The sequence below is a fragment of the Cytobacillus spartinae genome (genome assembly GCF_042865285.1).
Taxonomy (GTDB): Bacteria; Bacillota; Bacilli; order Bacillales; family Cytobacillaceae; genus Robertmurraya_A; species Robertmurraya_A spartinae.
The window spans coordinates 193,459-210,491 of sequence record NZ_JBIACK010000004.1 but is presented as its reverse complement, the minus strand read 5'-3'; the positions used below and the strand labels follow the sequence as shown (position 1 = coordinate 210,491).

The window sequence follows — 17,033 nt, the reverse complement described above, 5'->3', positions numbered from 1 at the left end:
GCCTCCTTCAATGTCTTATAGGTGAATCGGTACTTCTTTCATTATATCAAACATTCCTTTATTCATAAAAAATATTTTTATTTTTTTATTATTCCGATGTTTATAGTCAATAAAAACGGGTATACAGCCTGTATACCAATACTTTAAAAAAAGGATGATTACTATGACTTTGATTCAAACCACCCCGAGTACCGAACAAGTCGCCCAAGCCCTCTATATCGTGAACCGCAATGCGAAAGCCGCTCCAGACCCACGCAAATTGTATGAAATGAAGCGCCATGCGATTGCCCAATTACTGAAAGAAGGAAAAGCCAAGAAAGTTGGGTTACACTTCTCTCCCAATCCAAAGACTGCCCAGCAACGTAGTGATACCCTCATCCAAATTGGAGACTACTTCTTTCACCAACCGCCAACCAAAGAGGATAAAGAAACCCTTCCTCACTTAGGAGCACGCGACGGGGAGTTTCGAAATCCGAAAGTGTACATGAGCCTAAGAGAAGCGAAGAACATCTTAAGCGGTTTCCAGCCACCAGAAGAACCAGCCGTATCTTCTGTGAGAAAACCATTAACTCCCCCGCCTAGCAAACGTCGAGTGGACAACACCATGCGTTTTTCTGTCTATTCCAACCTTGCTTAAATGACCATTATGAGGGTTTATATCTGAATTCTTGTTAACAGATTTCAGATTCTTGCTACCACCAAAAAGCCTGTTCTCTCATGAGACAGGCTTTTTTTTGGGGGTTAAATGTATACCGGCTCCGTGTGATCAGGAGCAGGTGCTTCGTACTTGCTTTCACTACACCCAACAAGGGTGAGCAAACAAAACAACGCGAGGACAAGGAACATGCTTTGGCGTTTCACGGGGATTCCTCCTTATGGGGGTTTTCGACAGAGAGGATGGATTGTTGTTTAGACAAAAGGATGAGCATGAGTCGGTGGTACACCGCCCATGTCATGAGAAACATGCCTGTATTAAGCAGGAAAAACATGAGGGGATGTTCAAAGAAGGTGACAAGGGAAAGCCCTACCCACAAGAGACACCATGCCCAAGTCGTGAAAGTCAGAGCTCTCACCCAGATCCGAAGTTTTTTCAACTTTTCTCGCTTTTGGTAAAACATCATCGGAACGTCACCCACAACCCGTAGGCAAGGTCAATAGCAATGAAAAACCAAAGGCAACGGATGAACACACGAAGAAAGCGTCGTTGTTTAAGAAGACGGGAATGCTCTTCATTAAACTCAAACAATTTCATGTCTTCTTCCTGCATTTCTCGGAGGGTGGTTAAGGCTTGAAGTCGTCTCGAGTCATCGGGGTTTCGGGTTCTTGTCATGTGAGACAGTCGTTTGTAAGGAGTGCTGTTATCAAAGAATTCTTCTTCTACTTTGGTTTGTTCTTCTGTCATCTTTTACACTCCTTCACAGCAAGATTTCGACACAGGCAAGATACATAGCTCGGATGATCCAGCCAATGAGTCCTAGCATGAAAAAACCTAAACCGACATCCACGGCTTCCCATATCAAGGTAAGTTTTAGGGAGTATTCATGTTCTTCTGGAGGGGAGAAATGGCTAGGGAATGAAGAGGTGTTCGGGAAACTTGGTTCAAAAGGGGAATACATGAGGGTTACACCGCCTTTTCTTTCACAACGTCCTTCAGATAGGAGACCAAAAAGTCTCGCGCTTCTTCTACTTGCGTGAGTTTGAAGGTTTCAAGAATCTTCTCTTCGACTTTTCCTTCTGCTACGACATCAACCAAACACACTCGAAACTCTCGTTCAAAGAAGGTAAGACCATAGGCACGTGTCCCTTTTTGATAGGCTAGGATCGGCAATATCACTTGGTATTCGACGAGTTCGACTAATGCTTCCGGATCTTTAAAGGGTACTTGGGTGTTCATTTCTTGAAGAAGATAGTCGTGAATTTGAGGAGGGCAAACAGAAAATAGATTCATAGGAAAGGCTCCTTTCGGGGATTCTTCCTTAATCATACCATTTTATTCGCTAAAAATCACGTTGTTCAGAGGTTAGAACAAAAAAAGAAGCACCCTTTTGTGCCGAAAAAATGAAAAACCGCCCCAGGAAACCCGGAGCGGCTCTTCTGCCCTTTGACTCTCATGAAAAACCACAGGAAGCAGGTTGCTATCTCGTGTTTTATCATGTATATAATCCTATCTTAATGGACACGCTGCGAAAAATCAAGCAGAATTTCACTCTCTTTTTCCCAAACTTCCACATCCCGCATGTTCCCTAAATTGTGGGTATTTTGTGAACGTTAACCAATCTTCTCAACTCGTTCACAAAAAAAGATTGTTGAAAAGGTCAGAATTTTGTCTTATACTGAAAGTGCCCTAGTAAACATGGAAAGATTGCCCTGTCTTTCAATGTTAGAAACAAAAAAGACTCTTAAGAAGAATCAATGTTGGAAGATCCTAAAGTTAAGGTACTGCTATATTCGTTTTTTGTGTACATTTCAGGAGAATTGGCGTTTCTTTGCCAACCCCTTATCCTCTCAAGTTTTGAGAGTTTTTGTGATACATAGAATTCAAACGTACAACGCATACCTTTCCAACCCTTCTTTTTGATTCCTTCTCGGGATCATTAGATGAGTCGTCATGGATGAGGGATGCGTTTTTTATTTTCTCTTCTTTAATGGGCAAGAAAAAAACTCCGTTTGGCGGCGGAGTCTTGTGGGACACGCAGTTGGCGCTGCGTATCAAAATGGTTAGGTTATAGAATCAAAAACATCATTCAAAAACATCATTCAAAAACATCATACGTTACACCGTAAGCCCGACACTTTTCAAAAAAAAGAAAGGTGTCTTGGGAGGATACCTCTATGCCTCCATACCTTTTTGAATTCTTAACCTATTGTAGCACAATCGTGACTCACGTGTCCATATCAGCACAAAGATTTTCCTCGAAAGGAGGTGCGAACAGAATGGCTAAATCAAGGAAACTACAAAACTTTAAAATCAATGGGTATAAATTCCCTCAAGGGTTAAAAGAAAAGTTTGAGGCCGTAAAAAAGAACTGTGGGATCCAAATCACCTCCACGGCTTATGCCACTTTTTTAACCATACTATTTCAACGTTCAAAAGAAAACAATCCAAAAGGCATTGTGAAAGAATACCGCCTAACTGATTGGGAGAGTAAGAGCGGAGTGAAGTATGACTCCCTTCATGCTGGTTTGGAGTGGCTCATGGACCACCAGTTTATCGAAGAGATGGAGAATCCTCATGGGAGAAATCGAGTATTTCGGATCACCGATTGGGAGAAGTATGACACACCCGAACGAACCAAAGAAAACCCAAACTATTTCCGTGTGCCTTATACGTTGTTTGAGACCGACTTTTTAGCCGAAGCCGTTCGCACCTCAAATCCAACCATGATTGAACTCCTGTTTAATCTGTTAAACCAATTCCGTGTCAAAATCAAAGATTGTAAAACAAGGAAGCAAGTCGATGCAATGGACACCGAATTCAACATGAACACCCTAAAGCAGATGCTTCGTAAAAAAGCCGTAGATGTTCGTGCGGTGTTGACATACTTTGAATCCTTTTTTGGAGTGGAGTTTCTTCACGTTCATACAAGAGGCCTTCAATTGTGGGTAAAGAAAATCAAGTTTACCCTCAAGTACGATTGTGTCAAAGAAAACACGGATGAATTCGAACTCTCCCCTCTTCAGCAAAAGTTACATGAAGAGCTGGTTCACTTTTTGGATTATTCCAACATGAAATATCGCCCGGTTGATGTGAAACAGGTAATGGTTTCCTTTAAACAAGAAGTCATGAAACATATGACCCGAGCCAAGAGCGAAGATGGTTCGTATCTGGAACGAGATCGCATCATCAAAGATTTCTTTATTCGTACATTAGATGAGATTAACGAGCGAATCCATAAAGTAACCCGTTCTGGCGGCATATTTCACGTGCGAACCATTGGGAACTATTTCCGAAAAGCGTTTCGGGAGCGTTATGATCATAACGCTGGTTTCACGAAAGAAGAACATGCTCTGTTAGGAAACGGGCGTACAGCAGAATATGAAGCCACGGGCACGAAGGTAAAAGCACCTGGATTCAACTAAGCCTTGCTTTTTTGAAAAAATCAAAAGAGCAGGGCTATTTCCCGTTTATTCCGTTCTTCTTCTTTTCTCTTTTTAGAAATTCTCTGAAGAAAAATCCAACCTATTTTCCAAAAAACCACCCTCCGTGAAGAGGATGGTTCTTTTTTTGCTCTCTTTTTGGGTTAAAAATCCTGTGGTCTTGGGTTAAATGCCTTCTGTTTAAAGCACAATTGGGTTAGTTCCCTTCTCTTTTGGGTTTGTTCTCCACTGGCTAGATTTATTGGGTTTGTCTTCCTCTTGTTTCTGTGGATAATGGGATTGTGACCTTCTCCTAAACCCCCGTCTTCCCCTTGAGCCATATAGGATGAGAACGCCTTTTTTAGAAGGGGCTTATGTTTAAATCTTTGTTTCTTCTTATCTTTAACCATTCATGCAAATTTTACTTTGGATGGTTACGTGAGTTTCATTGATGAAGATTACGTCAAAAAAAAGATGAAAGAAAATAACCCCTTTTTCATTCGGTAGTAAAAAGAAGGGTTATACAGAATCTTCGTGAGAAGCACAAGACTCACATAAGAGTTTTTGCTCAAACATAGACACTTCAAAGGAATTCATCTGGTAAAGAGGTAGCATGGTGCCACAACGTTCACAAGATTTCATTTCTTCCTCCTCATTCGCTTTGTCACCTAAATCTCGCCAAGTCCGAAAATCTTGCATGGGAAACGAAAACCGTTTGGATCTTTTCATATCAGGTCCCCCTCTCTTTTTACCTGATATATGAGGAGAGGTTCCGAAACATACCGCCTATTCTGGAAGCCTACAGTTTTAGCAACTTCCAACGCTTTCCTTTTCGTTTGCAGCAACTCAATAGCTCGGGAAACACATCAACGATGATTCGTTCAAAGCGGTGGAGCCAAAACGAATGCTCTTCCTCAATTCGGTAAAAGAAATAATCACCTACGTCGATGATCTCAAAGGAGATTAAACCATGCTTCTGGAAGTATTCTTGGTTCTCCTCCGTTTCCACGAACGACTTCAAAATCTCCAAATAGCGTCTGTGGGTGTTTTGTTGAAGTTCTAACTTTCCTTGATACACGGTATTTTTGTTCATTGGTTTTTCCTCCATATTTTTTGATACACCCATCCTTGAGGGGTACTCGGAATAGGCGCCCATAGAGATATGTAAGTAGGTGCCAAAAACAGTGAGAAATGGTCCGATTTTTCACCTAATATTTTTCGACATTGTGAACTTTGTGAACACATACCGACATTCATAAAAAAGAACACCTTGAATCAGGTGTTCTTCAGGTTATATTGCTTGATTTGGGTCAATTCGTACGACAATCGGTTGATGAATGGCGGATTCGGCGTAACGCACACAATTGCCTGTTCCTCCGGAAGTTCCATTCCAAACGGCGACCACGACAGAAGCGTGATCGACCATCCACTCGTTACGTGATTGCATTTTCCAACCCGCATAGCCAGGTTCATTGACTTGCACGACTTGGTTTGCTTCGACTACGATACGTCGCCATCTTTCTTGAGAAGAGAGTGGCCACTTTTTCTCTTGGCCTTCAAAGGGAACAGCCGCGATCAGTTTAATGTGAGGATACTTCTTTCTTAGGTTTAATACCGCTTCTGCTGCCCACATATCCACCCCAAGAGCCATGCCAGAGATGAACACCGACTTCCCTTCTTCAATGAGAAATTCGATTTCTCTCAACAGTTCTTGCATGACATATCGAGCAATGGGATTGAATTCGTTGTATCCACCAAGTTTATTTGGTCTATGCCCCGTAAAACAAACCGCATTATCGATGGGAAAGGGAACAAAGGTAAGAATATGCCGATTTGATGAAACGGATGCAGAAGAAGAAACCATAGTAGGTTTCGGGAGTAAGGTAGGGTCGTTGCTATACTTCAAGAGCACATCCCCGTGACACGGAGCGTCAGGTTGTCTCTTTGATTTACACCAACAGGCTAACACTTTTCCTTTTAATTCTGGAAGTTTTTCAAGAAGGTGCGATTGTTTTAACAACCATTCCTCATACTTCTGTACCGCTTCCTCGGCGGTTTTTGTTTTATGTGCTGCCTTGGTTCCCTCTTTATGACTAAACGGATTGCCCCAAATGGAGCCATTTCCTCTTCCGATATAGACGTCGAACGGTTCTTCCTTGCAATGCACCACTTTTGGTTCTTTTATTACCCCATTAGGCACTTTCACTTGCCTCTCCCCCTTGATTTAGAATGTACGTGACTTTTAAAACGGGTTTTCCGTTTTCCTGCACGATCTTAATGGAAAGATAGTCTTGAATCCAGAGGTAAGCGGGTTTCACTTTTCGACGATGTGCGGTTTGATGTTCCGCATAGGCACGAAAATCGGCTTGTGCTTGTTCTTTTACGGAAGGAGGATTGGTAGAGAGGAACAGCCCCCAGATGTCACAAAGGGCTTTTCGTCTCGAGAGGCTTCTCGGTTCTTTTCGGTACTGATACTTTTTCTCTTTCTTTGTCATGATTCTTCACTCCTTTAGTAGGATTGTAAGAAACTTAAAAAGGTCTACACTCCCTCTAGTTCTCGTAACAAATTCGAGTGAGCGATTTCAAACTGTCGACGAATGACACTCGGCAGCTCTTCTTGGATTTTGTATCCAAGGTCTACATGTTCCTCTCTCCACCACACGGCTTTGGGCTGCACAAATTTCGCTTCGTAATAGAGCACCGCGTTATCGGCTTCTTTGACGAGTGCCCATTCTTCTTTCGTGGGCGGTCTTACGCCAAGGGCTTCCCAAATGATAGGGTGAAGATTGTTTTCGTGGGTTCGATATTTTTTCATGTGACGCTTCACGGGTCTTGGAAGGTCCACAAAATAGGCTTCGGTTCCGTCGTGCCACAATCCGTAAAACTGCACCAAGGCACTCGCTCCTTTTTCCTTTAGGTAACGAGCAACCAATAGGCTATGGTGAGCAACGGAGTAGAAAAACTTCGTATGTCCTCCGTACCGACACAAGAGACTCGTGGCATGAATCATATCTTGAACATCCACTTCTTCGGGTCTTGCGTTAAGCGGATAGATTTGCTTTCCTGAAACAGTTGCCATGTAATCAAGCGGTGAGCGGTATAGGGTTTGAGTCATGATTGGGTTCCTCCCTTAATTCAACATTCGTTAGATTCCAAATAGATAGACGAAAAGCCCCGTTGTTGGCGGGGCTGTGATGACTTATTTGTAGTTTTTCGTTTGGTGGAAGTAGTTGAAGTTGTCGATGAACTTACTAACCCTCACCGCAAAACGCTTCATGTCCATTTCAGAAAGCAACATATTCACGCTTTGCTCCTTCTTCACCATTTTAACCGCTCCTTCTCCAATCACTTGCCCTTCTCCTGTCTCAATCGTAATCGCAAATGGATACTTGACGACTTCACCAGGCTTAGAAGGTTGACGCTTGGAGATTTTCAGCGTACGTGCTTCTGGTTTACCATCTGCACGCTTGGAGTTCGCTGACCCTTTGTATTCTGCAAAACCGGTAAACGAACCGTTCAGAATTTCAAAGGCTAACACCTGCAGCACATCCGGATTAATGCTATGGCTAACAAAAACCGATGGATTCACTTCATGGTTGACAAGGTTCAATTGAATCTTGTTAAACTTTTCGTTTTCTGCGTTTAACCCATCTAACGCTTCGAATACGTTTTTGTTTGTTTTCACCACGAAGATTTGTTTACGTTGAACCACATTTTGATTTTGAGCTGCATTTGACATACACAACACTCCTTCATTTTCTCATTTAGTGACTTGCTTAGTACCTCTTTATTATAACATAATACCGTTATTCATATCAAGTTCCGTAGTTCAATAAACAAAGAAAAACCCTTGAATTTCAAGGGTTCAGAGTCTAACAGGGTTTCGATTAAAGGCTCGTCCAGTCGACAAAGAAAAGACTTCCAAGGAGAGTGAGTACTGCCAAAATGGGTAACAAAATGTTGAGGAATCGTTTGGCTCCGGTTCCCATTCCTTTCATGGAAGGCATGGAGATGGAACGATCTGCTTCAATGTCAAAGGAGTTGAACGTCGTTCCCTGTAAGTCTTGGTACGGATCCAGTGGAGGCCCTACATGCGGGTCAAATTCGTGAGAGCCTTGATTTTGTGGCGATGGATTAGAGAAAGAGGATGAAGGGTTTCGGTTTGGAAGACGGGATTCGACTGCTCCAGCGAAATGACCAATGTAGTCGGTCTGAAAGTCAAAGGTTTGCCCAAACAGTGATAGAGTCGCCATGTTTCCTTGTGGCGGATAGGAAAATTGAGAAATATTCGCATACGGAAAGTAAATGTGCGACGGGGAAGCGCCTGGAATGAGCCACGTGAAGAGCACTTGTTTTGAGGTAGCGGTTAACAATCCATTTAACCCTTGAGGAGAAAAATGAGCGCCTACAACCGACAGAATGAGTTCTCCGGGTTCTAACACCCCTCTTACGCCTTCTAATTCCCCGTAATGACGTTGAATTAAGCCCATTCCGTATGGCAAGGTATTTAGTTGCATATGAAATTCTTCCATGGAAATCATGAGTAAAACCTCCTTTTTATAAAACATTCCCTTATTCATGATTATATCACATATTCTCATGAAAGGAAGGGGGTGAAACGGATAAGGGGAGGAGTCAAAAAACACTCCATACCAATCTCATCGAGCGAACATCTCGAATTCCCGATGAAGAGTAATCCCATAGCCTTTGCCAATCTTGACAAAACCTTTAAGCATTTGAGCGACTTCATGATGAGTTCCACGAATCGACCGAAGGATGGTGCCATCCAGTCGTTGAATCTGAACCTCGAATTGCGTTTTAAACCACGATCTTGTTTTCACAAAAACAATCTTGTAGTCAAAACGATTAAAAAAGTCACTTCTAAGGATTTCTTCTTTTTTTACAAACATATAATCTCCTCCTAATGGTAAGGTAGCAGCTGGTTGTCTGAATTCCGTAAGCGGAATTCAAATTGCTACTATAAATTCCTAAAATCTTGGTGGGATTTCAGGAGGGAGGAGACGATCTATTTGTAAATAGGAATTCAAGCATAAAAGGAGATAAGAACAAGAGAAACTCTCTTGTTCAAGGATTCTAGGAGGTGGCTATTTTCTCTGAAGGAATCTGTTCTAAGGTTTTTTGGATTTGTTTTTTTAAGAACCGTTCAATGCGTTGGATTTCTTTTGGAGAGAGTTCATCTTTCAGCACGTGCATGAGCAGTTTTTGGTGCAGCAAGTATTCAAGGGTGCTAGTTGGAATCGGCTTTGGATCCGTTTGGATCATGTGAACAAGATGTTCATGCTCCTGTTTCATGACATGTTTAACCGCAAATAGGACATTTCTTGGAGCCACCCATTGTAAGAGCGTAATGCCTTTTGGATAGCCTCCAATGAGACTATTTTTGAGGTCAAAATGCTCTTTGATGTAAGAACGGCTCTTTAGGTATGAATACTTTTTCCTTGCTGATTTTGGTAGTCCAAATTCTTTTAAGGACTTGGTTCCACCATTCATTTGATACTGGAAGTAAGAATCAAAGAGAGGATCAATCATGCCAGCTCCTCCTCTTCTTCGATGGCTTTTTCAAACTCCTCGACAAAAACACGATGAATTGTATGAAGTTTGCCCGCAATCTCATAGCCCGTAAAAGAGTCTTTTTCTTCGGTTAAGTTTACTCTCCCTTTGTAAATGGGAAGCACATGTTCATTAACGATTCGAATGGCTACCTCTTTCGAGAATGTGTCGTCTGCTTTGATTCCTGCTTTAACCAAATACTCTTCAATGGTTTTGATACTCATTAAGATTCCCCCTTCATTCTTATGGATTTTGTGGTTGAGGAGCGGTCGTAAAGATGATCTCCGCATCCTTCCAATAGTCCGGAATCTCGGTATCTTCATACTTGAGCACAAACATGGCTGTTTGTTTGTCTTTCCTGCGAATTTCTACTCGTTCATTCGCAAAATCATAGGCAACCAACTTGAGTCCGTAAGAGGAGTGACCCCCACAAGCCTCGACATCGACAAACGTATGAGTATCATTGATTCGGAAACGTTTAAAATTGGTTAGATTCATCTTTTAGCCTCCTTAAAGTCTGAATTTCGAAGAATTTCAGATTATTAGTGTTTGGTATATTCCTTGATGTCAAACTCCATCTCACCGGTTCCATTCATCTTGACCGACATGGTGGCTTCTGGATCTTGTGTTCTTGGAGGAAGAATCTTGTTGGCCATCTCCGCCATCTTGAGAAGGAACTTCACGTTGCGGAAATCCGCTTCGGTTAAGAGATTGCCTCCACATTTCGGACATGGAGCATTAACCCATTGCTCATAGTCTTCGACTTTGATAGACATGTCGATGAAATCACAACCAGGAGCGTCACACTTCAGACCTCCCACGTTCACTTCAATTGCTGGTTTTGTATTTTGATTGCTCATTAGATTCATCCTTTCAAATATGGTTTGGGAGTCTTATTAACATTCTCGTATGACAATTCCGTGAGGCATGAATTTGGTGGGGTCTTCATAGTAGACTCGTAGTTTCGTATGTTTTCCGACAACCCCTTGCACCAATTGGATCGCTTCTTTTGCATGTCGAGCTCCGACCTTGAATCGCCCCATTCCCATGCAACGACCGTTTCTTCTTCCGCGACGAAGCACGATGAACGTTCTTGATTTGGGTTTGCTGGCCATCCTATTCACCTTCCTGAAGTAGATTCGTCTGAAATCCAAATGGAATTCAGATTAGTAATGATTTTCGTTGTGTACCATATCAAACACAAAAGCCTGTTGTTCCTTGTATTCCTCCATGTAACGAGTAATGAAGGCAGAGGCTTCTTGTTTGGTAGTACCGGTGAAGGTGACGTCGAGTAATTGTTCCATCTTCTGAATCAGGGATCGTTGTTTATCGGTGACTGCATTCATGTTTGAACGATTCATGAGAATCATCCTCCTTTATTTATGATTGGTACCCTAACTCTTTTAACAGAGAAGCGACATCGATCCCACTTGCTTTTAAGCAAGAAAGAGTGATGGAAAACGGCAAAGAGGAGGAAACGACTTCGTTGTAAGAAGGGATGGATTTGTTTTTCGAGATGGTATGAACCGTTACTTCACCCCCATCCAGATAGATGGCCACTTCATGGGCCTCGCTCATCTTCTGAGCAAGCGTCATCGCATCGGTGACCTCTTCCATCGGACTAAAGAAGTACAGGGATTTATCTTTCGGATCCTTTTGAAACATGTCGGAACCATCATTCTCATTTCCAGTAAGGGAGGATACATGTGTGTAGCCCATGATGAGGGTTCCCGCTAGTTTATTAAACGAATTTTTATTCAAGAGAATCACTCCTTGAATTTGGTTAGGATTACTCGTTGGAATTTGGTGGTTCTACGGTTTCAAGGTCATACTCTTCTTTGGAAATCGGGGTAATGTAGTCCGGGTTAAAATCTCCTTTTAGAGCGGTCTCCAATCGGAAATACTCGTTGTGCAACCTTTCTAATGATTCAACAGTAATAGGGTTTTTGGTTTTAATTTCGATTTTTGCAAAGGTAGGGTAGTTGCCATGGCTTAAACCCGCTTCAGGTGCAATACGGTAATGAAACGTATACACATGTTGACCTTGCTCATCCAAAAAGAATTCCGTGAATTTCAGGGACTTAATGGGACCCATTTGTTTTAGTTTTGATTGAAGGTTCATTGAACATCGCTCCTATCGTTTTAGAGTGTTGATATGATCTTCCACTTTGCCTTCTCCCACTTCTTCAAGGGTCATTTTGTACACCTTGTTTTCATAGGATACGAGCATCGCCTTTGGATTCGCTGACGTGTATCCTGCTTCCAGTTTTTTCACCAGATTCAGAACTTCGTAGAGTTTATGAATGATTTCAAACATATTCATCTCTCCTTTATGGGTATGGTTTAGTGAATGCCTAGAGGAATTTTCTTTGGTGATGAGGTTTGCTGTTCTCTTTCGATTTCAGATAGCAGATGTTGATCCAACAGAAGCCAATCTTCTCTTGAGGCATGACAGCCGGACCATTCGAGTTGCAGCATGACCGGATAGAGGTCTTGTAGATTCACGCTACCGGCTTCATACACCATGTCGCAAATCTGTTTTTGAATCACCTCTCCTGTTCTGGCATCTTGGATGAGAAAGAATCCATGAAGTTGAACCAGAGAGCCAAATCGGTGAACTGAAGATTGATCAGTGACGACCGATACTCTCGTTCCCGCTCTCGATACTCCTTTTGCCACGTGTTCACGAATCCCTTGAATCTTATTTTGGATGTAGTCCATCGTTTGCATGCACATCGCCCCTTTTGAGAAATGATTAGTCCGTTGCTTAGTCGAGAATCCAGCCTTGTAGGTCTTGATGCCATCTTGCATTTAACTCATTTGGAGGCTCTTGCGGAAGCGCGACGTTTTCTAAGGTGACCGTATTAATGCCATGAGAAACGAGCATTCTTCCGGTTTTTTGCTTCGTTTTCGGGTGAATTTCTTCAAATAGAACTAAAAGAATCATATTTTTATTCCCCTTCCCTTTATTTCGTGCATATATTCTTAAAACATACACATATTATATCATAACACCGATAATAAAGTAATATTTCTTGAATAACGGAATGTAATTGTTCTATGCTTAAGGTAACAACCAATTGATTTTCGACGATTTAGGAATAGATTCAGATGAATTCGATAAGGAGGCGTTTCGTATGGCAGTTGAGGAGAGAGTCATTCAAAGTATGCAAGTCGTTCCACTGGTAGAGGTGAAAGCCATCATTGAAGCAGTATCCGCTAACATCTTAGAGGTGTATGAAGAGGATCCGTTCACGTACCTGGAAGATGGATTTCCTGCGATGCAAGAAGACACGGTTTTTCAAGATGTTTGGGAAAGCCTTCTCCAAAACGAGGAGCTGTTTCCATTCCCTCTTGCTCCATCTGGTGAGGATCTGGTCGCTGATTTAGTGTGGGAAGCGGTTCAAGGTACGTTTTTGGAGGCTCGAGAATCTCTACAAGCGTTCATCCAAGAAGGAACCTCCTATCAAAAGAACCCTCTTGCCTATGTGGGCATGAGACAGTCGGACTTCATTTGACTTACGAAAAAGACTTCCTCTTGAGGAAGTCTTTCTTCGTTTTTATCCTTTTTGGATACTGATGGTTACTTCCAAAAGAGAATATCTCGCTCTTTATGAATCCATGCTCTTCTGCCACATTCATACTGTACAATGTAATGATTCAGGTCTCCAATTCCAATGATGATGCCCCACTTCATACGACTCCACCTTGGTGTCCCGATTGTGTACACGTTTCTTCCAATTTGTCTTTTCATAGAAATTTCCCCCTATTTCCTAATTGACGGCTGATGTTTTTCAGCACATGTATTTGTTTTTAGAAAAAATGGAAACTCCTTAAAAGACTTTTCGACAAATTCTGCAAGTGTGTATCCATAAAAAAAGAGCCTATGAATCTTAATTAGGCTCCTTTCGAGAACTTATCCGAAATCTGTCAAAACAGAATTCGGACTATTCAATTGGTTGTATGGCTTCACCTGTCTCAGGGTTATAGAAGTCTTCGTGAAGCATGTACACCAATCCATGCTTTTTGACGAGAATATGATACACGTCTGGTTCTAGGTTGCGTCGGAACAGTTTGCGCGTATGTTCCTCACAAAGGTTCCACACGACGTCTTCTTCGGTTGGAACCTTCTCCATGAAGGTCATCCCTTCTCTCCCACAGCCGTCACAGGCTTGGTTCGGAAGCCCTTCACTTGGAAGCGGGAATCCTTCTTTAAATTCGAGAAGGTTCGGATCCATGCCGTATACCGCCGAATGATTCAAACAAAGCACCATTCGCTTGTCTCCATCATCGAGTAGGTTTACAAAACCACCGAAAGAACAGTCTTTTGCCATGCAGATGTCACTCATCGGAAATCCCCCTTATCCTTGTTAGTCTGAAATCCCTTATTGGAATTCAGATTGTAAAGTCGAGAAATCGTTTTGCAAGTCACGTACCGTATCCACAGAGAGTGGATTTGGAACCAGGATGCTTCCGCCTGTCTCCAACAAGACTCGTTGGAAATCATAGCCGTGTTCATCATAGTAGACTTGATTGCTCTTGTATTGTTCAAGGCTCACCAACTCGCCTGACTCCTTATGTTGCCAGTAGCAAACACAATCATCACTCATGGACACAAGGATCGGTTGTCCATCTTCGGTTTTTACTTCTTTGTAAAAAACCAATACGTGACCACCTGTGTCTTCAAGTTCCCAACTTGGTAAGATTTCTTGGTATCGTTTATATGGATTCATATGATTACCCCCTAATATGAAAATAGTATAGCGCTAGTTCCTTCAAAAGGACAGGTCTTACAAAGAGATGCTTCCTTCTTATTTTACCAATTCTCGAACGACTCCCATTTCAAACGGCGATGGTTGTTTCACTCGTTTTACGGCCTTCGCAACAGGAGGTGACCATCCATGTCGCTCGGCAAGAATTTGCCATTGTGGTTTGGTGTTTCTCAACACCTCTTGGCAGTAAGCACGAAGGGTCGAACTCGCTTTTTTGAGGGCAAGAGAGCGTTGTTGAATGGCTGAACGAGGAGCACCTTCCATCTGTTTAAGGATGGAAAGAAAGGTTTCCAGATGTTCTTTTAGTTGGGCATCTTCTGTCTGAATCTGAATCTTGATGAGTTTTTTGGTAATGGAATCGGATTTTCCGCCTTGAGTAAGGGTAATGAGCGTCGTTTCATAGTCTTTTTTAGATGACATTTGGATTTTCCTCCTTAAGTATCGTTGTAGTCCTTCTTTAAACAAGAATCACTAAGCCTCAACCATATGCGTATAGTGGATACTCAACCCTAAGTAGCTCAGGATGCTTTCGGTTGCGACCGAATCATCGCTGTGAGAAAACCCTAAATCCTCACACTCTTTGATTTTCTCCGCATATTGTTCCTGAGTTTCTTCATCTTCCCAATTATCCGAATGCATGAAGATTTCTAGTTCTTCTGTATCTTCATTCCAAAACTCTTGAAGAGTCGGATGGAATTGAAGTTCCGAACTTAGAAGGGCTGCTTCAATGAATTCTCTTACTTGGTAGATGTCTGCATTTCCCATGACGATTCCCTCGTCGTTACGGATCTCAAAACGAACTCTGTCTTCTACTGGTTTACCCATCTTTTATTCCCCCTTAGAGTCTTATTTCCTTATAGGAAAAAGATTAATAGTGTTGGAGTCCTTCTTTAAACGAAGGAGTAGGATACAACAGCCACGGCTTTGGTTAGATTCATCAAGCCACTTCCTCTCGGTGAGACTCTACAAAAGCGTGAATGAGTTCCATCGTGTGTCGAACCGATGGGCTAGGCACGGAACGATGGTACATCATCCGCTCCTGGTATCCCTGTTCTCCAGAAGAACGAGTGGCAGCAAGGATGTCATGGATGCGAATCTCCATTTGTTTGGACCAACTGTAGCGAAGAAGTAAGTGGTTAAGTGCAGAAATGATGGTGATTTTCATGGTTAATTCCCCCTTATGCTATCTGAATTCCCTTTTGGGTATCCGAATTTCTTTCTTGAAAGAATTTCGGACTAATCAGATTAATTTGAATTTGTTCTTCTTCCCAATACGCGAATGGTAGTCTCCAATCCCTTGTCGAATGAACCGGAGCTGGAATGTCTGTCACATACACACGGATGAGCGTGGAGCGGGATTTGGCTCGACTTTCTGCTAGAGCCTCCACCTTTCGCATCGCTTCATGAGGAGTGTCCGCAGGGATGGACAATGTTTCCGCTTCTCTTGAATCAACATCGTGTAACCAGAACGTAAAAATCATGGCATTTCCCCCTAAGATCTGAAATGATCCTTCTTTATCGAGTCAAAACAAAAAGGTCTTACCTCTATTATATTTCATACCGTTATTCATAACAAGGGACAACCGTTCCGATATTCATTTATAAGACATTATGTTCTAAACTCATTCCTTCCCTCATAGGATGGAGTGAGGTGATAAATGTTGAAAGATTCAGACCAAACATCGCAGACGAAATTCGTAGCACCCGTCTCAGTAACAGAAACCAAATTTTTTGAGGACTTTAACCGGTCCTACGAAAGGCATTACAATGTGCGAAAAATCAGAGAGGAACATTTACAAGTTCCGGTGAGCCGTTGTACGCTGGATTGCCAACTCCCATTAGCCTATCGCCATTTAAACATTGAGGTGGATGGACCCCACCACTTCTGGTTATGGTATAGGCAGAAAGACAAACGCCGGGATTGGTTTATTGGCGAGATAATGAAGAACCGGATTTACCGAGTTCCCTACTTCTTGCTGGATGACCCTGATTGGCGACCGTATACGGTGGATTTAGCCGTGTATCTGACTCGTCTGATTGAGCAGCAAGACATCAATGAACTCTTTGAAGATGTTCCTGGAATCATCTGAATTTCGGAAGATTCCAAAGAGAGGTTTGATGAGAAACGAATAACCGTCTGAACGCTTTATAGGCAGGATGACGCAGAGACACCTTCATCGGGTGTCTTTTTATTTTTGATTTTTGGGTGAAACCTCTTTCTTTTTTCCTATTTTTCCGTACAATATAGGTAAAAAGACCGTATAAGGAGGAGCGTTTGCTTGGAACCCCTAATCACCTCAGAGATGGATGGATACTCAGAAAAAGATGATGTGAATGAACTGGCTATAAAAGCGATTGAAACGTTAATCAAAGGATTTCAGGTAGACCACACCATTCCCGGAGAGGTTCAACGGTTTGAAGTGTATATGAAGCGGATTTTGCTTGCGGTTATGGATCAAATCGGAGTGGAGCAGCGAGCCTATTACTTGCTTGCACCAGAGGAACGGGTTTATAACGAAATCACCGGAGAATATGAGACCCCAGATAACGTGAAATTGCGTTTACTAAAAGAAATTCTAGGCGTGTATTATCAAATCAAATAAGAAAAACGGA

The 17,033-nt window shown here is 42.3% G+C and carries 33 protein-coding genes; 5 read left to right on the top strand and 28 right to left on the bottom strand.

From position 1 onward, the window contains the following. Nucleotides 1–163 precede the first annotated feature (163 nt). Nucleotides 164–637, top strand: coding sequence for a YkyB family protein (locus ACFYKX_RS11370; protein WP_389361100.1), 474 nt, complete (start codon nucleotides 164–166; stop codon nucleotides 635–637). A 480-nt stretch (nucleotides 638–1,117) separates the two neighbouring features. On the opposite strand, the gene ACFYKX_RS11365 is transcribed toward ACFYKX_RS11370, so the two are convergent. Beyond that, entirely contained in the window at nucleotides 1,118–1,402 is a 285-nt protein-coding gene (locus ACFYKX_RS11365; RefSeq protein WP_389361098.1) for a hypothetical protein, read from the bottom strand. Nucleotides 1,403–1,621: 219 nt separating this feature from the next. Continuing rightward, entirely contained in the window at nucleotides 1,622–1,948 is a 327-nt protein-coding gene (locus tag ACFYKX_RS11360) for a hypothetical protein (RefSeq protein ID WP_389361096.1), read from the bottom strand. Nucleotides 1,949–2,934: 986 nt separating this feature from the next. Between ACFYKX_RS11360 and ACFYKX_RS11355 the strand changes: the two genes are divergently transcribed. Next, on the top strand, nucleotides 2,935–4,080 hold the full coding sequence (locus ACFYKX_RS11355) for a hypothetical protein (protein WP_389361095.1): 1,146 nt from the start codon (nucleotides 2,935–2,937) through the stop codon (nucleotides 4,078–4,080). 516 nt (nucleotides 4,081–4,596) lie between these two features. Here the strand turns inward: ACFYKX_RS11355 and ACFYKX_RS11350 are convergent. The 19 genes from ACFYKX_RS11350 to ACFYKX_RS11260 form a co-directional block, all read right to left on the bottom strand. Further along, nucleotides 4,597–4,806 carry a hypothetical protein gene (locus ACFYKX_RS11350; protein WP_389361093.1) on the bottom strand — a complete coding sequence of 70 codons (210 nt, stop codon included), beginning with the start codon at nucleotides 4,804–4,806 and terminating at the stop codon, nucleotides 4,597–4,599. A gap of 70 nt (nucleotides 4,807–4,876) precedes the next feature. Beyond that, a complete protein-coding gene (locus tag ACFYKX_RS11345; protein WP_389361091.1) occupies nucleotides 4,877–5,170 on the bottom strand; it encodes a hypothetical protein in 294 nt (97 codons plus the stop codon). A 198-nt stretch (nucleotides 5,171–5,368) separates the two neighbouring features. Beyond that, nucleotides 5,369–6,283 (bottom strand): SLOG family protein, encoded by a 915-nt coding sequence (locus ACFYKX_RS11340; protein ID WP_389361089.1) that lies wholly within the window; start codon nucleotides 6,281–6,283, stop codon nucleotides 5,369–5,371. Then, nucleotides 6,270–6,572, bottom strand: a complete 303-nt coding sequence (locus tag ACFYKX_RS11335; protein ID WP_389361087.1) for a hypothetical protein — start codon at nucleotides 6,570–6,572, stop codon at nucleotides 6,270–6,272. Before ACFYKX_RS11335 ends, ACFYKX_RS11340 begins: the two co-directional genes overlap by 14 nt. 44 nt (nucleotides 6,573–6,616) lie before the next feature. Continuing rightward, nucleotides 6,617–7,192, bottom strand: a complete 576-nt coding sequence (locus ACFYKX_RS11330) for a hypothetical protein (protein WP_389361085.1) — start codon at nucleotides 7,190–7,192, stop codon at nucleotides 6,617–6,619. An 84-nt stretch (nucleotides 7,193–7,276) separates the two neighbouring features. Further along, complete coding sequence (locus ACFYKX_RS11325) at nucleotides 7,277–7,816, bottom strand: hypothetical protein (RefSeq protein ID WP_389361083.1); 540 nt, start codon at nucleotides 7,814–7,816, stop codon at nucleotides 7,277–7,279. A gap of 148 nt (nucleotides 7,817–7,964) precedes the next feature. Then, a complete protein-coding gene (locus ACFYKX_RS11320) occupies nucleotides 7,965–8,618 on the bottom strand; it encodes a hypothetical protein (RefSeq protein WP_389361081.1) in 654 nt (217 codons plus the stop codon). Between the two features lie 117 nt (nucleotides 8,619–8,735). After that, on the bottom strand, nucleotides 8,736–8,987 hold the full coding sequence (locus ACFYKX_RS11315; RefSeq protein ID WP_389361079.1) for a hypothetical protein: 252 nt from the start codon (nucleotides 8,985–8,987) through the stop codon (nucleotides 8,736–8,738). Between the two features lie 184 nt (nucleotides 8,988–9,171). Continuing rightward, nucleotides 9,172–9,627 (bottom strand): hypothetical protein, encoded by a 456-nt coding sequence (locus tag ACFYKX_RS11310; RefSeq protein WP_389361077.1) that lies wholly within the window; start codon nucleotides 9,625–9,627, stop codon nucleotides 9,172–9,174. After that, a complete protein-coding gene (locus ACFYKX_RS11305; protein WP_389361075.1) occupies nucleotides 9,624–9,872 on the bottom strand; it encodes a hypothetical protein in 249 nt (82 codons plus the stop codon). The genes ACFYKX_RS11310 and ACFYKX_RS11305 overlap by 4 nt, the downstream gene beginning before the upstream one ends. Before the next feature lie 19 nt (nucleotides 9,873–9,891). Continuing rightward, a complete protein-coding gene (locus ACFYKX_RS11300; RefSeq protein ID WP_389361073.1) occupies nucleotides 9,892–10,146 on the bottom strand; it encodes a hypothetical protein in 255 nt (84 codons plus the stop codon). A gap of 44 nt (nucleotides 10,147–10,190) precedes the next feature. Next, a complete protein-coding gene (locus ACFYKX_RS11295) occupies nucleotides 10,191–10,508 on the bottom strand; it encodes a hypothetical protein (RefSeq protein WP_389361071.1) in 318 nt (105 codons plus the stop codon). A gap of 36 nt (nucleotides 10,509–10,544) precedes the next feature. After that, nucleotides 10,545–10,763: a hypothetical protein gene (locus tag ACFYKX_RS11290; protein WP_389361070.1), complete on the bottom strand. Its 219-nt coding sequence runs from the start codon at nucleotides 10,761–10,763 to the stop codon at nucleotides 10,545–10,547. Nucleotides 10,764–10,814: 51 nt separating this feature from the next. Then, the gene (locus ACFYKX_RS11285; protein WP_389361068.1) at nucleotides 10,815–11,009 is read right to left on the bottom strand and encodes a hypothetical protein; all 195 of its coding nucleotides are present in this window, start codon (nucleotides 11,007–11,009) and stop codon (nucleotides 10,815–10,817) included. Nucleotides 11,010–11,028: 19 nt separating this feature from the next. Continuing rightward, nucleotides 11,029–11,409, bottom strand: a complete 381-nt coding sequence (locus tag ACFYKX_RS11280) for a hypothetical protein (RefSeq protein ID WP_389361066.1) — start codon at nucleotides 11,407–11,409, stop codon at nucleotides 11,029–11,031. Nucleotides 11,410–11,437: 28 nt separating this feature from the next. Further along, the gene (locus tag ACFYKX_RS11275) at nucleotides 11,438–11,770 is read right to left on the bottom strand and encodes a hypothetical protein (RefSeq protein WP_389361064.1); all 333 of its coding nucleotides are present in this window, start codon (nucleotides 11,768–11,770) and stop codon (nucleotides 11,438–11,440) included. A gap of 12 nt (nucleotides 11,771–11,782) precedes the next feature. Continuing rightward, a complete protein-coding gene (locus tag ACFYKX_RS11270; RefSeq protein WP_389361062.1) occupies nucleotides 11,783–11,971 on the bottom strand; it encodes a hypothetical protein in 189 nt (62 codons plus the stop codon). A gap of 20 nt (nucleotides 11,972–11,991) precedes the next feature. Continuing rightward, the gene (locus ACFYKX_RS11265) at nucleotides 11,992–12,384 is read right to left on the bottom strand and encodes a hypothetical protein (protein ID WP_389361060.1); all 393 of its coding nucleotides are present in this window, start codon (nucleotides 12,382–12,384) and stop codon (nucleotides 11,992–11,994) included. A gap of 31 nt (nucleotides 12,385–12,415) precedes the next feature. After that, nucleotides 12,416–12,595, bottom strand: a complete 180-nt coding sequence (locus tag ACFYKX_RS11260; RefSeq protein ID WP_389361058.1) for a hypothetical protein — start codon at nucleotides 12,593–12,595, stop codon at nucleotides 12,416–12,418. Nucleotides 12,596–12,785: 190 nt separating this feature from the next. On the opposite strand from ACFYKX_RS11260, the gene ACFYKX_RS11255 reads away from it, so the two are divergent. Next, a complete protein-coding gene (locus ACFYKX_RS11255; protein ID WP_389361056.1) occupies nucleotides 12,786–13,166 on the top strand; it encodes a hypothetical protein in 381 nt (126 codons plus the stop codon). Nucleotides 13,167–13,231: 65 nt separating this feature from the next. On the opposite strand, the gene ACFYKX_RS11250 is transcribed toward ACFYKX_RS11255, so the two are convergent. The 7 genes from ACFYKX_RS11250 to ACFYKX_RS11220 all read right to left on the bottom strand — a co-directional run bounded on the left by ACFYKX_RS11250 (nucleotide 13,232) and on the right by ACFYKX_RS11220 (nucleotide 15,901). Next, nucleotides 13,232–13,402 carry a hypothetical protein gene (locus ACFYKX_RS11250; protein ID WP_389361054.1) on the bottom strand — a complete coding sequence of 57 codons (171 nt, stop codon included), beginning with the start codon at nucleotides 13,400–13,402 and terminating at the stop codon, nucleotides 13,232–13,234. Between the two features lie 193 nt (nucleotides 13,403–13,595). Next, on the bottom strand, nucleotides 13,596–13,997 hold the full coding sequence (locus ACFYKX_RS11245) for a hypothetical protein (RefSeq protein WP_389361052.1): 402 nt from the start codon (nucleotides 13,995–13,997) through the stop codon (nucleotides 13,596–13,598). 36 nt (nucleotides 13,998–14,033) lie between these two features. Then, complete coding sequence (locus ACFYKX_RS11240; protein WP_389361050.1) at nucleotides 14,034–14,381, bottom strand: hypothetical protein; 348 nt, start codon at nucleotides 14,379–14,381, stop codon at nucleotides 14,034–14,036. A gap of 78 nt (nucleotides 14,382–14,459) precedes the next feature. After that, nucleotides 14,460–14,840: a hypothetical protein gene (locus ACFYKX_RS11235; RefSeq protein WP_389361048.1), complete on the bottom strand. Its 381-nt coding sequence runs from the start codon at nucleotides 14,838–14,840 to the stop codon at nucleotides 14,460–14,462. A gap of 51 nt (nucleotides 14,841–14,891) precedes the next feature. Next, complete coding sequence (locus tag ACFYKX_RS11230) at nucleotides 14,892–15,245, bottom strand: hypothetical protein (RefSeq protein ID WP_389361047.1); 354 nt, start codon at nucleotides 15,243–15,245, stop codon at nucleotides 14,892–14,894. 112 nt (nucleotides 15,246–15,357) lie between these two features. Continuing rightward, on the bottom strand, nucleotides 15,358–15,585 hold the full coding sequence (locus ACFYKX_RS11225) for a hypothetical protein (protein ID WP_389361045.1): 228 nt from the start codon (nucleotides 15,583–15,585) through the stop codon (nucleotides 15,358–15,360). A gap of 13 nt (nucleotides 15,586–15,598) precedes the next feature. Continuing rightward, a complete protein-coding gene (locus tag ACFYKX_RS11220) occupies nucleotides 15,599–15,901 on the bottom strand; it encodes a hypothetical protein (RefSeq protein WP_389361043.1) in 303 nt (100 codons plus the stop codon). Between the two features lie 177 nt (nucleotides 15,902–16,078). Between ACFYKX_RS11220 and ACFYKX_RS11215 the strand changes: the two genes are divergently transcribed. Together ACFYKX_RS11215 and ACFYKX_RS11210 are read left to right on the top strand one after the other, a co-directional pair. After that, on the top strand, nucleotides 16,079–16,510 hold the full coding sequence (locus ACFYKX_RS11215; RefSeq protein ID WP_389361041.1) for a hypothetical protein: 432 nt from the start codon (nucleotides 16,079–16,081) through the stop codon (nucleotides 16,508–16,510). Nucleotides 16,511–16,699: 189 nt separating this feature from the next. Next, nucleotides 16,700–17,023, top strand: coding sequence for a hypothetical protein (locus ACFYKX_RS11210; protein WP_389361039.1), 324 nt, complete (start codon nucleotides 16,700–16,702; stop codon nucleotides 17,021–17,023). The last annotated feature ends 10 nt before the right edge of the window (nucleotides 17,024–17,033 follow it).

What these genes read in the sequence shown, in the direction of transcription:
- ACFYKX_RS11235 (WP_389361048.1), bottom strand. Translation starts at nt 14,840, where the DNA reads ATGTCATCTAAAAAAGACTATGAAACGACGCTCATTACCCTTACTCAA.
- ACFYKX_RS11225 (WP_389361045.1), bottom strand. Translation starts at nt 15,585, where the DNA reads ATGAAAATCACCATCATTTCTGCACTTAACCACTTACTTCTTCGCTAC.
- ACFYKX_RS11260 (WP_389361058.1), bottom strand. Translation starts at nt 12,595, where the DNA reads ATGATTCTTTTAGTTCTATTTGAAGAAATTCACCCGAAAACGAAGCAA.
- ACFYKX_RS11315 (WP_389361079.1), bottom strand. Translation starts at nt 8,987, where the DNA reads ATGTTTGTAAAAAAAGAAGAAATCCTTAGAAGTGACTTTTTTAATCGT.
- ACFYKX_RS11245 (WP_389361052.1), bottom strand. Translation starts at nt 13,997, where the DNA reads ATGAGTGACATCTGCATGGCAAAAGACTGTTCTTTCGGTGGTTTTGTA.
- ACFYKX_RS11215 (WP_389361041.1), top strand. Translation starts at nt 16,079, where the DNA reads ATGTTGAAAGATTCAGACCAAACATCGCAGACGAAATTCGTAGCACCC.
- ACFYKX_RS11270 (WP_389361062.1), bottom strand. Translation starts at nt 11,971, where the DNA reads ATGAATATGTTTGAAATCATTCATAAACTCTACGAAGTTCTGAATCTG.
- ACFYKX_RS11230 (WP_389361047.1), bottom strand. Translation starts at nt 15,245, where the DNA reads ATGGGTAAACCAGTAGAAGACAGAGTTCGTTTTGAGATCCGTAACGAC.
- ACFYKX_RS11250 (WP_389361054.1), bottom strand. Translation starts at nt 13,402, where the DNA reads ATGAAAAGACAAATTGGAAGAAACGTGTACACAATCGGGACACCAAGG.
- ACFYKX_RS11265 (WP_389361060.1), bottom strand. Translation starts at nt 12,384, where the DNA reads ATGTGCATGCAAACGATGGACTACATCCAAAATAAGATTCAAGGGATT.
- ACFYKX_RS11345 (WP_389361091.1), bottom strand. Translation starts at nt 5,170, where the DNA reads ATGAACAAAAATACCGTGTATCAAGGAAAGTTAGAACTTCAACAAAAC.
- ACFYKX_RS11220 (WP_389361043.1), bottom strand. Translation starts at nt 15,901, where the DNA reads ATGATTTTTACGTTCTGGTTACACGATGTTGATTCAAGAGAAGCGGAA.
- ACFYKX_RS11290 (WP_389361070.1), bottom strand. Translation starts at nt 10,763, where the DNA reads ATGGCCAGCAAACCCAAATCAAGAACGTTCATCGTGCTTCGTCGCGGA.
- ACFYKX_RS11275 (WP_389361064.1), bottom strand. Translation starts at nt 11,770, where the DNA reads ATGAACCTTCAATCAAAACTAAAACAAATGGGTCCCATTAAGTCCCTG.
- ACFYKX_RS11320 (WP_389361081.1), bottom strand. Translation starts at nt 8,618, where the DNA reads ATGATTTCCATGGAAGAATTTCATATGCAACTAAATACCTTGCCATAC.
- ACFYKX_RS11295 (WP_389361071.1), bottom strand. Translation starts at nt 10,508, where the DNA reads ATGAGCAATCAAAATACAAAACCAGCAATTGAAGTGAACGTGGGAGGT.
- ACFYKX_RS11255 (WP_389361056.1), top strand. Translation starts at nt 12,786, where the DNA reads ATGGCAGTTGAGGAGAGAGTCATTCAAAGTATGCAAGTCGTTCCACTG.
- ACFYKX_RS11310 (WP_389361077.1), bottom strand. Translation starts at nt 9,627, where the DNA reads ATGATTGATCCTCTCTTTGATTCTTACTTCCAGTATCAAATGAATGGT.
- ACFYKX_RS11300 (WP_389361073.1), bottom strand. Translation starts at nt 10,146, where the DNA reads ATGAATCTAACCAATTTTAAACGTTTCCGAATCAATGATACTCATACG.
- ACFYKX_RS11325 (WP_389361083.1), bottom strand. Translation starts at nt 7,816, where the DNA reads ATGTCAAATGCAGCTCAAAATCAAAATGTGGTTCAACGTAAACAAATC.
- ACFYKX_RS11285 (WP_389361068.1), bottom strand. Translation starts at nt 11,009, where the DNA reads ATGAATCGTTCAAACATGAATGCAGTCACCGATAAACAACGATCCCTG.
- ACFYKX_RS11240 (WP_389361050.1), bottom strand. Translation starts at nt 14,381, where the DNA reads ATGAATCCATATAAACGATACCAAGAAATCTTACCAAGTTGGGAACTT.
- ACFYKX_RS11370 (WP_389361100.1), top strand. Translation starts at nt 164, where the DNA reads ATGACTTTGATTCAAACCACCCCGAGTACCGAACAAGTCGCCCAAGCC.
- ACFYKX_RS11360 (WP_389361096.1), bottom strand. Translation starts at nt 1,948, where the DNA reads ATGAATCTATTTTCTGTTTGCCCTCCTCAAATTCACGACTATCTTCTT.
- ACFYKX_RS11355 (WP_389361095.1), top strand. Translation starts at nt 2,935, where the DNA reads ATGGCTAAATCAAGGAAACTACAAAACTTTAAAATCAATGGGTATAAA.
- ACFYKX_RS11330 (WP_389361085.1), bottom strand. Translation starts at nt 7,192, where the DNA reads ATGACTCAAACCCTATACCGCTCACCGCTTGATTACATGGCAACTGTT.
- ACFYKX_RS11365 (WP_389361098.1), bottom strand. Translation starts at nt 1,402, where the DNA reads ATGACAGAAGAACAAACCAAAGTAGAAGAAGAATTCTTTGATAACAGC.
- ACFYKX_RS11335 (WP_389361087.1), bottom strand. Translation starts at nt 6,572, where the DNA reads ATGACAAAGAAAGAGAAAAAGTATCAGTACCGAAAAGAACCGAGAAGC.
- ACFYKX_RS11305 (WP_389361075.1), bottom strand. Translation starts at nt 9,872, where the DNA reads ATGAGTATCAAAACCATTGAAGAGTATTTGGTTAAAGCAGGAATCAAA.
- ACFYKX_RS11350 (WP_389361093.1), bottom strand. Translation starts at nt 4,806, where the DNA reads ATGAAAAGATCCAAACGGTTTTCGTTTCCCATGCAAGATTTTCGGACT.